Genomic DNA, 14,742 nt, shown 5'->3' with positions numbered 1-14,742 from the left:
CAAGCGGCGCGCGGCCGGGGAGGGGAAGGGATCACGGTTGGAAAACGGAGAAGCGCTGGTCGGCGGCCTTACAGCCGCTCGCAGCACCAGGGCGCGGGGGAGGGGCCGGGCTGCGTCGCCCGCGCCGCCTCCACCAGGGCTCGCGTCGCGGGGTGGCGGGGCGCGGCGATCAGCTCGCGCGTCGGCCGGTCCTCCACGATGCGCCCCTCGCTCATCACCAGGATGCGCGAGCAGAGAAGGGCGACAGCGGCGAGATCGTGCGAGACGAGAAGCAGCGCGGTGCCCTCCGCTTCGGAGAGATGGCGCAGCACTTCGCCCACCTGTCGGCGGATCGGCAGGTCGAGCCCGCTCATCGGCTCGTCGGCGATCACGAGCTGCGGCCGGGGCGCGATGGCGCGCGCGATCGTCACACGCTGCGCCTGCCCACCCGACAATTCGCCGCGCCGTCGATCGTGAAACTCCAGCCCGAGCCCCACAAGCGCAAGAGCCTCACATGCGCGCGCTGCCGGAGCGCGCTCGTCGCACAGGCGCAGGAGCGGCTCGCAGACCTGCCGAAGAACGCTCATGCGCGGGTCGAGCGAGGCGGCGGGGTCCTGCGGGATATATTGCACCGCGCGCCTGTACCAGCGCAGCGCCGCCGTGCTGCCGGGGTAAACCCGGCGCGACTGGCATTCGATCTCGCCATCATCCAGCGCCTCGATCGCCAGAAGCGCACGGAGCAGGCTCGTCTTGCCCGAACCGGAGCGCCCGACCAGCGCCACGCGCTCGCCCGGCGCGATGGAAAGATTCACGTCGGACAGGACGCGCTGCCGTTCGGCCCGACGCCACAAGCCGACCGGCGCGCCATAGCTCAGCGCCAGGGCGCGCGCGCTGAGGAGCGATCCGTCCGGGTTGAGCGGAGGCTGTGCCATCGGGCGTTACGCCGCCTCGAGTTCGGCCGGGGCGAAGGGACGGGCCTCGGCCAGCGCGCAGGCGACCAGCTCGCGCGTGAAATCGTGGCGCGGGGTCGCGAAGAGGTCGTCCATCGGCCGGTCCTCCACGATGCGCCCTTCGGCCAGAACCAGAACGCGCTCGCAGGCCATGCGCGCGGCCGACAGATCGTGCGTTACGAGCAGCAGCGCCGGCCCCTGGTCGCCGGTGCGCTCGCCGAGCAGGCGCAGAACCTTGGCTTGCGTGACGAGATCCAGCGCGGTGGTGGGTTCGTCGGCGACGATCAGGCCCGTGCGGCAGGCGAGCGCCAAGGCGATGCACACGCGCTGGCGCTGGCCGCCCGACAGATCCGCGGGGCTGGTTTCGAGAAAGGCGGGGGTGGCCGGCAGATCGACCGAGCGCAACAGCGCCAGCGCCGCGTCCCTGGCCGCCTCGCGCCCGAGCCCGCCGTGCCGGCGCAGCGGCTCCACCAGCTGCGCGCCGATCGACACCAGCGGATTGAGCGCCGATTGCGTGTCCTGCGAGACCAGGGCGACGCGTGCATCCTTGGGTCTTTGAGGCGCGCGCTGGCGCAGAACCTCGTGCCCGGCCACGCGCACCGAGCCCTCGCTGTGGAAGCCGGCCGGCAGAATGCCGGTGATGGCCGCCGCCGTCAGCGACTTGCCGGAGCCCGAGGCACCAAGCAGGCATACCCGCTCGCCCGCGCGAAGCGAAAAGCCGATCCCATCCAGAAGAACGCGCCCGCCCATGGCAACGCGCAAGCTTTCGATCTCCAGCATGGCCCACCGCACCGCACTCGTTTCCTGAGGGCGGTCCATAGCGCGATCGTTATAACATTACAAATCCTTCATGCTGATAGGAACGGGTCGGGTCGGCCGACGCCCATCCAACCGGACGTTCGAGCGTCGCCCCGCCTTACCGATTCAGGACGGGGTCGAGTGCGGCAAGGACGCGGGCTCGCGCTTCCGTTCCGAGCGGCAGGATGGGGCGGGGCGGTTCGAACCGGCCAAGGCCCAGCCGGCTCAGGAGCACATACATCACCCGCAAGCTGCCATAGGTCTTGAAACAGTCCCACAGAGGCAGGAAGGCATGGTCGAGCTGCCGTGTGGTCTCTTCGTCGCCGCGCTTGGCGGCCTCGACCAGCGCAATCACCGGCCGGGGAAGCAGGCCGGCCAGAACGCTGTAAAAGGCATCGGCCCCCGCCAGCATCGCATCCGCCATGCCCCAATCCCCGCTATAGCCGATGGCAAGTCCCGTTCGCTCCCGCAGGAGAGGGATTGCATCTTCCAGGGTTTCGCCGGCCGGCAACGGCATCTTGACCGCCTGAATGGTCGGCAGCTGCGCCAATCTCGCCAGAAGCTCGCTGCTGAAGGTGAAATGGGTCGTGCCGGGATTGTTGTAGACGCAGAGCGGCAGCCCGGAAGAACCGGCGACCGAACGGTAATGTTCGAACACCTCGTCCTCGGTCAACGGCGTGTAGGACATCGGCGCCAGGAGAAGGGCGCTGGCGCCGGCCGTTTCTGCGTGACGCGCCAGTTCGATCGCATGATCGGTGCGCAGCGCGCCGATGCCGACAAGAAGCGGGACGCGCCCACCCACGGCCTCGACGGCGGCTTCGACCGCTCGACGCCGCTCGTCCAGCGACAGGAAGGCATAGATGCCGGTCGAGCCGAGCAGGCCGATCGAGGCGACCTCCGCGTCGCAGAGGTGTTCGAGGAGTCTGCCGAGCAGGGCATCGTCGACACGCCCCTGTGCGTCGGCCGGCGTGATCGGAAACGCGGACAAGCCACGGAAGGGCTGCGACGGCTGGCTCGGCATGATCGGATGACTCCGGCGGATGAGTGGTTTGGACGCGCGCTCATTCTACGCAGAAGGTCCCGCCCTCCGTCCATCGAAAGACGCAACGGCGAAGGCCATCCCGTCGTCACGCAACGGGACAGGACGAGCCTTGGCCGTTCACGAGAATGATCGAGCCGACGGCCGGCGATGGCTTTCGAACGTCCGGAAGACGGCCACCGGCAGCGCGCCCATCCGGCCGCCCACGCCCACCATCTCGACGCAATGGGCTGCTAATCGGTGCGAACGGGGCCGAACCGTGGCGGGTTTCCGGCGCAAGGCCCTGAGCCAAACCGACGCGGCCGGGAACGCGCGGTGGGCACTGGTGCTTGCGGGGAGGGAACCCGAGTGGTTCGCTTCGCGCCGGAGGACGAGAGTTTGACATTGGGGAGTCTGATCATGGCGGCTTCACTGGGTCTGGCGACCCTTTCGGCGCTGGGGCCGACATCGACGGGCTCCGACGGGTTCGTGCATGTCGCCGTCTATCGCGGGCCGGCCGGCTGCGAGGGCTGCTCGGAAGCGGCCCAGCGCGCCATCGAGGGCAGCGACGCGCGCTACCGTGTCGATCTTGTCGGCCCCGACGAGGCCATCGACATCTCGGCCGAGACGCTGGCGCGCTACGATCTCTATGTGCAGCCGGGCGGCGGGCAGGACATGGACGCGTCCTTTCACAGCTTCGGCGACGAGCGCGTGAACGCGATCCGCGATTTCGTGGCAGGGGGCGGTGGTTATCTCGGCCTTTGCATGGGCGCCTATCTCGCGGGCGGTTCGCATCTCGGCCTCGTGCCGCATGAAATGGACAGCGAAGTCGGCCGGCCGGGTTTCCCGATCCAGACGATCGAGGATGCCGCGATCGACCTCACCTGGGCGGGCCACGCCAACACGATGTTCTTTCAGGACGGCGCTTATCTCCTTCGCTCCGACGACGACCCCGAGTTCCGCACCATCGCGACCTACGAGAACGGCGACATCGCCGCCGCGCGCTACGGGTTCGGCCGGGGAATCGTGGTTCTGAGCGGTCCGCACCCGGAGGCCGATGCCGGCTGGTTCGAGGGCGCGCATCTGCCGCTCGATCGCATGCACCAGGGCCGGCCGATGGACGATCTCCTCGCCGCCTTCCGGCAGAACAGTCTTCAGGCCGCAGCCACCCGCTAGGCGGAGCTTGACACCGAGGCGGGACGGCAAACGCCGACGAAGCCGGGGAAGATCCGCCGGGATGGATCACGAAGCGGATCGACGAACCGCAGCCAATGCGCCGCCGGACCTGAGCACGGCGAGCCTGTGCGTCTTGCCGGCGAGGTGGTCGGGGTCGAACCAGGTTTCGAGCGAGAGTGCATGGCGCCCCATCGGATCGAGCGGGGAGGGGCCGCGTCGGAGATCGCATCCGTTCAGTCCGATGGTGGCCTCATGCGTCGCGCCGTCGACGCGCATCTTCCCCAAGGCCGCGCCCTGAACGCCCATGGCCACGGGAGGTTCGAACAATCCGATGGGATGCGAAGGCCGCTGTCCCTCCTTCATCCTTTGCGAGGTTTGAGAACCGGGGACGGACCCATCGGGCGGAGGGCGGGCGAGGGATTGTGTCTGCCGGCAACAATGCTCGACGGGAACAAGCCCAGGTCGGTCGACCCGAACAGGTCCGTCCCCGGTTCCTGCGACTTCCCAGGGAAGGGCGGTTCTAGCCGCGAAGCCTATCAAGGGGCGTGCTGCAGACTTTGGGTACACCCATAAATCGATGCGCCGGCCGCGACCATTTCGGTCGGGCCGGCGCTGTGTCGAGGATGGCTCGCTCAGCCGTTCGGGGCGAAGCGGTAGAGATTACGGTCGGTGCCGACCACCACGAGCCAGCGGGCGCTGGGGGCCGCGACTTGGAGGCCCTTGCCCATCGCCTTGGTCCAGTTCCCGTTGTTGTCGTCCGTTGTCTTGCGCCAGATCTCTCGTGTTGTCGTGTTGACGACGCTGATGGAGCCATCGGCCGAGGCGGCGATGTCGGAGATCGTGACGCCCACCTGGTTCCAGTTGCCGTTGCCGTCGTACCGGTAGACCTTGCCGTCCGCGCCCATCGACCAGAAGCGGTTGGCGGCGATGGCGACGACCTTGGCGCTGGTGCCGTTGACGCGCGTCCAGCCGTCGTTGAAATCGTCGGCGTTCTTGCGCCAGATCTCGTTCTTGTCGTTGGTGATGACGACCGTGCCGTCCGACGCGGCCGAGATCGTGCGGCCCCAGCCGCCAACGCGGGTCCAGGCCGTGCCGGTCCAGCGATAGATCGCGCTGTCGGTGCCGATGCCGTAGATCCGGTTGGCGCCGCCCGCCGCGACCTCCTTCATGGCCTGTCCGTTCAGCGCCACCCAATTGTTGTCGCTCTGGTAGCGCCAGACGGTGCCGTCGCCCGAGTTGACCGTCAGCGTCGTGCCGTCGGCGGCCGAGGCGATCTTGGCGCCCTGCGTGCCGATCTGGGTCCACTGGGTCGGCGCGTTGGCCGTGACATCGCCCGAGGTCGCGCCGCCGCCGGTATTGCCGTTGGCGGTATTGCCGTTGCCGGCCGTGCCTGTCGTCCAGGCCTGGTTGGCTTGTCCATTGCAGGTCCATTGGAAGACCTGCGCGCCGGACTGCATGGAGACGCCTGCAACATCCACGCATTTACCGGTCTGCTTGGACATGAGCGTCAGGCCCTGGGCGGTCTGGGTCGGCTTCCAGATTTGGTTGTCCCCCCCCCAGCAACCCCATTGAACCAGCGCGGCGCCGTCGTCGGTCTTGAAATTATAGACGTCGAGGCACTTGTTGGTTTGACTGTTGACCAGGGTGTAGCCGCCATTGGCCTGCTTCCACGTCCATTTCTGGATCGCGCTGCCATTGCAGGTTTCCTGCAGAACCTGTGCACCTTCCGTATCGCCCCCGCCCTGAACGGAGAGGCAGAGATTGGAATGGGACGCGATCAGCGGTGTCGCGTTTCCGTCAGCGGGAATGGCCGCGCCGCCGGCATTGGTGCCGCCGGCATTGCCCGCGTTGCCGCCCGTGTCTGCGACGACGGGGCCGAGGCCGCCGGTCTCGCCGTTCTGGGCCGGCGGCGGCGTGTCGCCATTGTCGGCCGTGGGCGAGGGCAGGCGCATCATCTTGCCGATCGAAGGGACGCCTTGATCGTCCAGAGCGAACAGCATGTAGTAACCGGGCGTCGCCTCCAGCGCATTGCCGGTCAGCGTCAGCGCATAGCCGTCGCCCGACTTCGTGAAGGGCACCTCCAGAAAGCGCTGGTCGGTGTTGAAACTATGCGTGACCGCGCCGGTCTTGACCATGGTGAAACGCGCGATGGGCCGGTTGCCGGTGGCCGAAACCTGGATCGTCTGTCCGAGCCGCACCGTACCGGGCTCGCTCGAGATCACCGGGCGCGTGGCCAGATTGCCGTCCGCGCCGAAGAGATAGGGCGGCGAATAGACCTCCACATTGTTGCCGGTGACCGGGCCCGGCGCACCGCCGCCGCCCACGAGAACGCGCCCGTCCGGCAGGAGAAGCGCTGTGGAATGATACAGGCGCGGAACCTTCATCGAGGCTCCCGTGCGCCATTGGCCGCTCTGCGGATTCCAGATTTCGGCGGCATAGGCCACGTTCTGGAGCGTGTTGTTGCCCTCCGCTCCGCCGGTGGCCAGGACCTCGCCCGTCGGCAGGACGGTGCCCGTCACCCAATGGCGGCCATAGGCCATCTGGCCGGTGTCCGAGACCTTGTAGGGGAAGGTCGAGAAGTCGATGATGCTGGCATTGCGCGAGCCGGCGGGGGCCGACTGGTCCTCGTTGAAGGTGATGCCGCCGCCGAACTGGAGAATCTTGTTGGGCGCGAACAGCACGGTCGAGGCGGTGCCGCCCCAGTTCGGCCCGTCGAAGGGTTGCACATCGCCGAACGAGCCGTTTCCGTCATAGCCGATCCGGTACATGATCTTACCGGCCAGCACGAAAATCTTGTTGTTCGCGGTCGGGAAGACACGCGGATACCAGTAGCGGCGCTCGTGGTCGTCCGCCCCCTGCCGGGCCTGCGTGGTCCCGGTGAGCGCGCGCCAGCCCTGGCCGGGCGTGAACAGCTCCGCCGTCGTGCTGGCGTCGGCCGAGTTCGAATAGGGCTTCACGCCCCCATTCACGATGATGCGCCCGTCCGGCAGCGTCGTGGTGGTGGCGTACCAGCGGGGATAGGCGACCCGCTGCAGGGCGGTCAGCGCGCGGGTCTTGTAGGAAAAGCTCGACGTCTTGTAGGTGTTGTCGTCGTCCGCATTGTTCGATCCGCCCACCATCAGCAGCTCGCCGCTCCAGGCCTCTATGACCTGACCGGTGCAGAAACTATCGACATTGATGCTGTTGGGCAGGGTCACATGCGCATCGTCCCCCAGGCCCAGCTTGGGGTCCCAGATGTCGATGTCGAGCCCGCCTTGATTGTTCTGCGGGGTCGCGCCGAAGGTCACGACCTTGCCGTCCGGCGTCAGCGCGGAATGGATGGGAATGCGCGGCCAGGCGGACACGTCGCTCCAGCGCCCCTCCATATTGGGCGCACCCGCCAGAACCGGAGAGGGGCAACCCAGCGCCAGCGCGATGGCCGCCGTCGCCAGCAGGGCCTCGCGGCGCCAGCGGATGTTGGGAGCGGCAGGGAGGAAAGAGCGTGCCATGGAAGCCACCATTCATCGGGTGAAAACGGGAAAGAGCGTCGAGAGGGCGGTCGGGCTCAGCCGCCGGGAGCGCGAGCGGGCGCGGCGGCCATATGCGCGGCCATGCGGCGCGCGACCTCGTGAAAGTCCATCTCATAGGGGAAGCGCTCGACCTCCCGGCCATCCGGGCCGAAGAGAAGCACCGAACTCGTATGATCCACCGAATAGTTCGCGCCCTGGTGCACGTTGCGCACGGCCACGATCCGGTGCCGGAAGGCGAAGCGATCCACCGAGGTCTCGTCGCCGCTGACGGTTACGAAGCCGTGGCCCAGCGGCTGAACATAGCGCGCCATGACTTCGGCCGTGTCGCGCGCCGGATCGAGCGTGATGAAGACAGGCGTGATCTCGGTGCGGCTCGCTTCCGGCAGAAGATCGAGCGCGGCCGTCATCTCGAACAGCGATGTCGGGCAGATGTCCGGGCAGTTGGTGTAGCCGAAATAAACGAGATGCCAGCGGCCCCCGAGCGCGGCCTCATCGAAGGCACGCCCGGTCTGGTCCACGAGCCCGGCGGCTGCGGCGGGCAACGCCGTCCAAAGCCCGAGCACGGCGAGGAGCGGTGCCAGCGCGCGCGCGATGGTTCGTAGCGTCCTGCAACAGGGCTTCATGATCGGCCAAAGCCTCCAACTGGAATTCCGGCCCAGCTAACGTAGCGGAAGCTAAAAAAGGCTTGAGATCGGCCCGTCCTGGCGCGCTGGCGCGAGCGAGGCTGAATCAAGTGTGTGCGAACTCGCAAAAAGGCGCTCGGATGCCTTTGGCGCCCGTCCTCGCGCAGAAGATGCGGCAAAGCCCGGCGCTGGCCGCGAGGACCTGAGCCGGGCTGATCCGAAACGATCGTCGTCGGTTATGTGCGGGCGGCGCGGGCCAGTTCGCGGGTCACGTCCTGCTGGTCGAGGAAGGCTCCGACATCGGCCTCGCGCATGGGCTTGGAATAGAAATAGCCCTGGATCAGCGAGCAGCCGATCCCTTGCAGGATGTCGAGCTGTTCGCGCGTTTCGACGCCTTCCACCACGCAGGCCAGCGCCAGATCGCGCGACAGGGCGCTGACGGAGCTGACGATCTTGCGGCTGGCCTCGTTGCTTTCGAGATCGCGCACGAAACTGCCATCCACCTTGATCTTGTCGAGCGGCAGCTTCTGAATCTGGCTGAGCGAGGAATAGCCGGTGCCGAAATCATCCAGCGAGATGCGCGCGCCCGTGTTCTTGAGGAGGTGGAGGTTGGCGAGCGCCTGATCGAGATTCATCATGATGGCGGTTTCCGTCACCTCGAACTCGACGCGGCGGGGCGAGATGCCGCTGCGCATCAGGATCGCGATGAGGTTCAGGACCTTTTCGGGCGCCACGATGTCGTGGCCCGACAGGTTGAAGGAGATGCCGACCTCTTCCGGCCATTGCTTGGCGGCCCGAAGCGCCTTTTCCAGAAGCACGGGGGTGAGCGTCGAGATGAAGCCCGACTGCTCGGCCACCACGATGAACTGGCCGGGCGAGACGAAACCGAGCGTCGGGCTCTGCCAGCGCGCCAGGCATTCGAGAAGCATCGTCCGGTCCTGGTGGGAATCCACGATCGGCTGGAAGGTCAGGAAGAATTCCGCCTCCAGGTCGGCCGAGCGCAGCGAGCGCTCGATCAGTGCCGTCTGGCGCACGCTGCGCTCGTGCTCCTCGTCGAACACCACGGTCTTCAGGCGGCCCGTGCGCTTGGCGTGGAACAGGGCGTAGTCGGCCCGGTCGTAGAGATCCTCGGCATTGTCGGCATTGCGCGGGCAGCTGGCAAAGCCGATCGATCCGCCGAGCAGGAGGCGCAACTCGCCCACCTGAATGGGGGAATGAACGCTGGCGATGAGGTCGTTGCCGATCTGGAGGAGATACTCCGGCGCGTCTTCCCCCACGATGATGAAGGCGAATTCGTCGCCGCCCAGGCGATACACATGGCCGCGACTGCCCAGCGTCGTGCGAACGCGCGCCGCCATGGCATGAAGGAGCCGGTCGCCCACGACATGCCCGTTGCTGTCGTTGACGGCCTTGAACCCGTCGAGATCGAGAATGCCGAAGGCCAGCGGCCGGCCTGTCCTGGCGGAGGTTTCCAGCGCCTTTTCCAGATCGTGGAAACAGCTGCGCCGGTTGCCGATGTCGGTCAACGCATCGGTGTTGGCGAGCGCGAAGTTCTTTTCGCTGAGGGCCTGGATTTCCTGCGCCTTGGCTTCCAGCGTCAGGCGCGAGGACACGAGGCTGCTGAAGTCGCTGAAATAGGCACGGGCGATGAGCGCCAGACCGGCGAAGCCGAAGGTGAGGACGGCCGCGATCGCCAGAGCCCCCTGCAGGGAGCCGATGGTGGAGCCCAGATACATGAGGCCGAGGGCGCAGAAGGCGCCGGAGACCAACGAGGCTCCCCGAAGCTGAAGCAGACCGAACAGGATGAACACCATCTGGCCGGCCATGCAGAGCATGAGCACCACCAGTGTTTCCGTATTGCCCCATTGGGAGATATAGGCTTCCCAGCCGACGATCACCGCTATCCAAGCCCCGATCTCCCACCCGAGAAATCGCAGGGCCTTGGTGCAGTCCTCGTCGGACGGGATGATGTTGCGCTTGCGATACCACCTGACGGCCCAGATCAGGGCCTTGGGAACGAGAACGCCCGGCAGGATGAAGCAGGCCCACCACGGCGCGGATGCGGCGTGGACCAGAGCCACGGCCAGCATGTCGCCGACCAAGGCGACATAGAGCGCGGGCCAGATCCGCGCCAGCGCATGGAACCGCGCCTGCTCGACGGAGCCTGCTCCCTTGAAATGATCGCCACTCAAGAAGGCCTCCCTTCGGTCTCCGACCGCAATCGGCCTTGGCGACCCGTTCGCCCGAACACCTCGCCCCTTCCGCGACGGATCGTCGATCGGCAGAACAGGAGAAACCGGACAGACTCGATGACGCGGAGCGTCGATCGTCCGCCTCTATGGTTATCTGATGGAGTGTAGCGTCCGTTCGTAAAGAACATTCTAACAACGGGGAATTATAAAGGAAAAAATGAAGGTAAATTAGGACTGGATACTTATCTTATTTAAGATGATGTCGTAGAATTTCGCGATTTTATATTGAAATTTCTAGCGGATTCGCGAACGTTTCGTTTATCTACGGTATCGATCCTTCTGGTCGCGCGCTGGGTGGCATCGTCGATCTCTCGACCCGGTGGCTGAACCAGTCCTTGATTCAGCGCACGGTCGATGCCGCTTCGATGGCCGTCGCGAAGGCACTGGAATGGGGTACCGAGGACGATGCGCGCACGGCGATCAACACCGGTGCCGAGGTCAATCTTCCCCGACTTCCACCCCGTTGGCCGCCGTCGCCAGCATCCGTGAAAAGGCCGGTTTGGACCATCTTCTTTTGCTTTCGGACGAGGCCAATCTCTGGCCCCGTTACAGTATCGAGGTGGCTTCGACTGGCTGCGACCCGGTACCAGAGGGTACATTATAAGGCCTTCGTATCGTCTTTGAGATTGGCGCAAGCTCCGGTTGTTAGCTCTGGGAGAACCGGGAGTCCCGGCCCCTGTCGAGTGCAACTGGCGATCTTGATGATGAACGCAGCTGACTGGCCGAACTCTGGGCCCCGCCTTGCAGGCGCTCGGTCTCGCCTGAGAGCTTTCCGGTCCGGCATCGCGGGCAAGCCGATAGGGGGCGGGCTGCTTGCACTTGCGCTTCTGTCGGGCTGCGCCGCGCGCGGCGAGATCGATCGCTTTTCCACCGTGCGGGACGTGGCGCCGCGCGAGGCTTTCGTCTTGCCGGCGGCCGGCGGCCCCTCCATCGTCGGCGTGCTGGAGCAGCGATTCAGCAACGGTGTCGAGCAGGAGATCGTCCTGTCGGGCGGAGGCGGTGCGGCCGGACAGAACCGGATGCGCGTCCAGTTCATCGGCCCGGTGGACGCCTCGACCTCCGGGCGCACGGCGCTCTCGGAACGCTCGCTGGCACGCGCCGACATCGCGGGCGAATTGCGGCAGGAGTTTCCCGGCGTCGCGATGCGCCGCTCGGCGCTCTATGTGCAGAACCGCTACGGCCCCTTCGGCTATGCCACGGGGCAGGTCGGCGGCACGACCTGCCTCTATGCTTGGCAGCGGTTGAGCGGCACGGACCATGCGACGCTGATCCTGCGCCCGCGCGGCATCATCAATCTGCGCCTGCGCCAATGCGAGGCGGGGGCGAGCGAGGCGCAGCTTCTGGCGACGCTCTACGGGCTCGGGGTCAACGCCTTCCTCAACCATTTCTCCTGGATGCCCTATGGCGATCCGCCCTCGCCCTCGCCGACGCTGGGACAGGGCGGCGCCCCTGTTTATCCCGAGCCGCTCCTGCCTGCGAGCGCCAGCGTGGCATCGGCCGCGCCCGTGAGCGAACCCGCCCCGCCCCCTCGCGCGCGCCGCGCCGCGCCGCGGCCGGCACCGCAGGCCACACCGAGGCTTCAGCTCGCGCCGCCCGCCGCGCCCGAGCCTTTGCCTCAGCCCGTCGGGCCGCCAGTGCCCCCGCCTCCGGGCGTCACCTCGCTCGACGCTGCAGGGGGCAGCGCCCCCCTCGTTCCCGCGCCCCCCGGCACCGCGTCAACCGCCGCCACGTTGGCGCGCCCCGTGGTGGCTCCGCCCGCGATCTGCGCCGACGGTCGCCTGATGGGCGCAAGCGGCTGCTGACCCGCGGGTGCGACGATTGCGCGCAATGCGGGTAAGGCGAATATAACCTTGAATTTCATTCAGACTTCATTAACGCCCAGCGCGATGTTCTTGTGACGGGCGGAGAGGGGACGTTTCGCCTCGGGCGTCTCTCCTTCGATGAAGCGTAAGATGACCGGGGGTTGCGGGCCTGCCTGAGGTCCCGCCCTAGAGCATTTCCAGCGAAAGCCGGGTCGGCTTTCGCGTCCGGACAATGCGAGACGCCAAAATCCTAGAGCCCATCACTCGAACCGGCGTTCGAGGGATGGGCTCTGGATCGGGAGAGTGCATGTTGCGAGTGGGAATGACGCTGTTGTGGATCCTGGCCTCGATCCTGGCGATCGCGGTGATCACGCTGCCCGTCAGCCTTCAGGCGCAGCTCTTCGCGGTGCTCTTCGTGCTCGGCGTCATGGTGATCCTGAAGACGCTGGATCTCGGCGGCGTCTGGCGTCTCGTGGCGCTCGCGCTCGGAACCTCGATCGTCCTGCGCTACGTCTATTGGCGCACGACCTCGACCCTGCCGCCGGTCAACCAGCTCGAAAACTTCATTCCGGGTTTTCTTCTCTATCTCGCCGAGATGTACAGCGTCTTCATGCTGGCGCTCAGCCTCTTCGTGGTGGCCGCGCCCGTGCCGCCGCGCCCCTCGCGCACGCTCACGCCGGGCCGCCAGCCGCCGAGCGTGGACGTCTTCGTGCCGACCTACAACGAGCCGACCAAGCTGCTCGCCAATACGCTGGCCTCCGCGCTCGCCATGAACTACCCCGCCGACCGTTTCACGGTCTGGCTGCTGGACGATGGCGGCACGGACCAGAAGCGCCAGTCCGACGACATGGTCTCGGCTGAAAGCGCCGAGCGCCGCCACGCCGAGCTGAACGCGCTCTGCGAGGCGCTGGGCGCGCGCTATCTCACGCGCGCGCGCAACACCTCCGCCAAGGCCGGCAATCTCAATCACGGGATGACCCAGTCCACCGGCGAGCTGATCGCCGTGTTCGACGCCGACCACGCGCCCGCGCGCGATTTCCTGGCCGAAACGGTCGGCTATTTCGAGGACGATCCGCGCCTGTTCCTGGTGCAGACGCCGCATTTCTTTCTCAATCCCGACCCGCTGGAGCGCAATCTGCGCACCTTCGACAAGATGCCCTCCGAGAACGAGATGTTCTACGGCATCATCCAGCGCGGGCTCGACAAGTGGAACGCCGCCTTCTTCTGCGGCTCGGCCGCGCTTCTGCGTCGCGAGGCGCTGATGGAAACGAGCGGCTTCTCGGGCATCTCCATCACCGAGGATTGCGAGACGGCGGTCGAGCTGCATTCGCGCGGCTGGAGCAGTCTCTATCTCGACAAGCCGCTGATCGCGGGCCTGCAACCGGCGACCTTCGCCTCCTTCATCGGCCAGCGCTCGCGATGGGCGCAGGGCATGATGCAGATTTTGTTGTTGCGCGCCCCGCTCTTCAAGCGTGGGCTCTCGTTTCCGCAGCGCCTTTGCTACACGTCCTCGACGCTGTTCTGGCTGTTTCCCTTTCCGCGCCTGATGTTCCTTGTCGCGCCGCTTTTCTATCTCTTCTTCGGCCTGCAGATCTTCACGGCGTCGTCCGGCGAGTTCGTCGCCTATACGCTGACCTACATGGCCGTGAACTTGATGATGCAGAATTCCATGTATGGCTCGTTCCGCTGGCCGTGGATTTCCGAGCTCTACGAATATGTGCAGAGCGTCCATCTCCTGCCCGCCGTCGTCTCCACCATGCTGCATCCACGCAAGCCGACCTTCAACGTGACCGCCAAGGACGAGTCGATCGCGGAAAGCCGCGTGTCGGAAATCGGCCTGCCCTTCTATGTGATCTTCGCCGTCCTGCTTCTGGGGCTGGTGGCCACCGTCTGGCGCGTGATCGACGAGCCGTACCGCGCCGATCTGACCATGGTGGTCGGCGCGTGGAATGTCTTGAACCTCGTGATCGCAGGCTGCGCGCTGGGCGTCGTGTCGGAACTCGGCACGCCGACGGCCAACCGACGCATCGCGGTGAAGCGGCGCTGCGACATCCAGATCGAGGGAACCCTCTTGGCCGGCACGATCGAGGATGTTTCGGTTTCGGGTGTCTCGGTGCGCGTCACCGGCGCGCTGCCGCCTGAGGTCGAGCGCGGCACGAGCGCGACGCTGCGGGTGCGCACCGAGCTGGAAAGCGGACGCGACACGATCCCGCTCGTGTTCAAGCGCATTCAGCGCGGCGAGGGCAGCACGGTGCTCGGCTGCGCCTTTGCCGCCGACAGCGCGCATCACAACCGGCTGATCGCGGATCTGATCTTCGCCGATTCCGGGCAATGGCAGCAGCTTCAGCGCGCGCGCCGGCGCAATCCCGGCATTCTGCGCGGATCGTTCTGGTTCTTCGGCGTGTGCCTCTACCAGACGTTCCGAGGGCTGGGCTATCTCCTGCGTGGTATCGGCAGCAAGCCAGCCGCGAAAGCCAAGCCGGCGGAGGCGCGCGGATGAAACGCACCGCCGCATCCGCCCTCGCGCTTCTGGCCGCCGCCATCGCTTGGCCGGGCTCCGCCGCCGCGCAGCCTGCGCCCTTCGACATGAGCGGCGAGAGACCCGCCGCGCCCGCCCAGCCGCAGCCGCAGCCGC

At 66.6% G+C, this 14,742-nt stretch carries 10 protein-coding genes; 3 read left to right on the top strand and 7 right to left on the bottom strand.

Going from position 1 to position 14,742, the window contains the following annotated elements; all coding sequences use genetic code 11:
• Nucleotides 1-68: 68 nt before the first annotated feature.
• The 3 genes from NS365_RS14765 to NS365_RS14755 form a co-directional block, all read right to left on the bottom strand.
• Nucleotides 69-911: an ABC transporter ATP-binding protein gene (locus tag NS365_RS14765; protein ID WP_058601067.1), complete on the bottom strand. Its 843-nt coding sequence runs from the start codon at nt 909-911 to the stop codon at nt 69-71.
• A gap of 6 nt (nt 912-917) precedes the next feature.
• Nucleotides 918-1,748 carry an ATP-binding cassette domain-containing protein gene (locus NS365_RS14760; RefSeq protein ID WP_244498453.1) on the bottom strand — a complete coding sequence of 277 codons (831 nt, stop codon included), beginning with the start codon at nt 1,746-1,748 and terminating at the stop codon, nt 918-920.
• A 97-nt stretch (nt 1,749-1,845) separates the two neighbouring features.
• Nucleotides 1,846-2,748: a dihydrodipicolinate synthase family protein gene (locus NS365_RS14755; RefSeq protein ID WP_058601065.1), complete on the bottom strand. Its 903-nt coding sequence runs from the start codon at nt 2,746-2,748 to the stop codon at nt 1,846-1,848.
• 417 nt (nt 2,749-3,165) lie between these two features.
• On the opposite strand from NS365_RS14755, the gene NS365_RS14750 reads away from it, so the two are divergent.
• Nucleotides 3,166-3,921, top strand: coding sequence for a BPL-N domain-containing protein (locus tag NS365_RS14750; RefSeq protein WP_058601077.1), 756 nt, complete (start codon nt 3,166-3,168; stop codon nt 3,919-3,921).
• A gap of 66 nt (nt 3,922-3,987) precedes the next feature.
• Here NS365_RS14750 and NS365_RS14745 read toward each other — a convergent pair whose 3' ends face one another.
• From NS365_RS14745 to NS365_RS14730, 4 genes are all read right to left on the bottom strand, one after another.
• Nucleotides 3,988-4,248, bottom strand: a complete 261-nt coding sequence (locus tag NS365_RS14745; RefSeq protein WP_206612134.1) for a hypothetical protein — start codon at nt 4,246-4,248, stop codon at nt 3,988-3,990.
• A 305-nt stretch (nt 4,249-4,553) separates the two neighbouring features.
• On the bottom strand, nt 4,554-7,409 hold the full coding sequence (locus NS365_RS14740) for an RICIN domain-containing protein (protein ID WP_193753449.1): 2,856 nt from the start codon (nt 7,407-7,409) through the stop codon (nt 4,554-4,556).
• Nucleotides 7,410-7,465: 56 nt separating this feature from the next.
• A complete protein-coding gene (locus NS365_RS14735; RefSeq protein ID WP_058601062.1) occupies nt 7,466-8,053 on the bottom strand; it encodes an SCO family protein in 588 nt (195 codons plus the stop codon).
• A gap of 236 nt (nt 8,054-8,289) precedes the next feature.
• Complete coding sequence (locus tag NS365_RS14730) at nt 8,290-10,245, bottom strand: putative bifunctional diguanylate cyclase/phosphodiesterase (protein WP_058601061.1); 1,956 nt, start codon at nt 10,243-10,245, stop codon at nt 8,290-8,292.
• Nucleotides 10,246-11,006: 761 nt separating this feature from the next.
• Between NS365_RS14730 and bcsN the strand changes: the two genes are divergently transcribed.
• Both bcsN and bcsA read left to right on the top strand, forming a co-directional pair.
• Nucleotides 11,007-12,107, top strand: coding sequence for a cellulose biosynthesis protein BcsN (gene bcsN, locus NS365_RS14725; RefSeq protein ID WP_193753448.1), 1,101 nt, complete (start codon nt 11,007-11,009; stop codon nt 12,105-12,107).
• 307 nt (nt 12,108-12,414) lie between these two features.
• Nucleotides 12,415-14,607, top strand: a complete 2,193-nt coding sequence (gene bcsA, locus NS365_RS14720; RefSeq protein WP_058601059.1) for a UDP-forming cellulose synthase catalytic subunit — start codon at nt 12,415-12,417, stop codon at nt 14,605-14,607.
• Nucleotides 14,608-14,742 lie beyond the last annotated feature (135 nt).

Source organism: Aureimonas ureilytica, from assembly GCF_001475935.1.
In the GTDB taxonomy this organism is placed as follows: Bacteria; Pseudomonadota; Alphaproteobacteria; order Rhizobiales; family Rhizobiaceae; genus Aureimonas; species Aureimonas ureilytica_A.
Note: the sequence above shows the minus strand (reverse complement) of the source record. Positions and strands in the feature narration are given on the sequence as shown.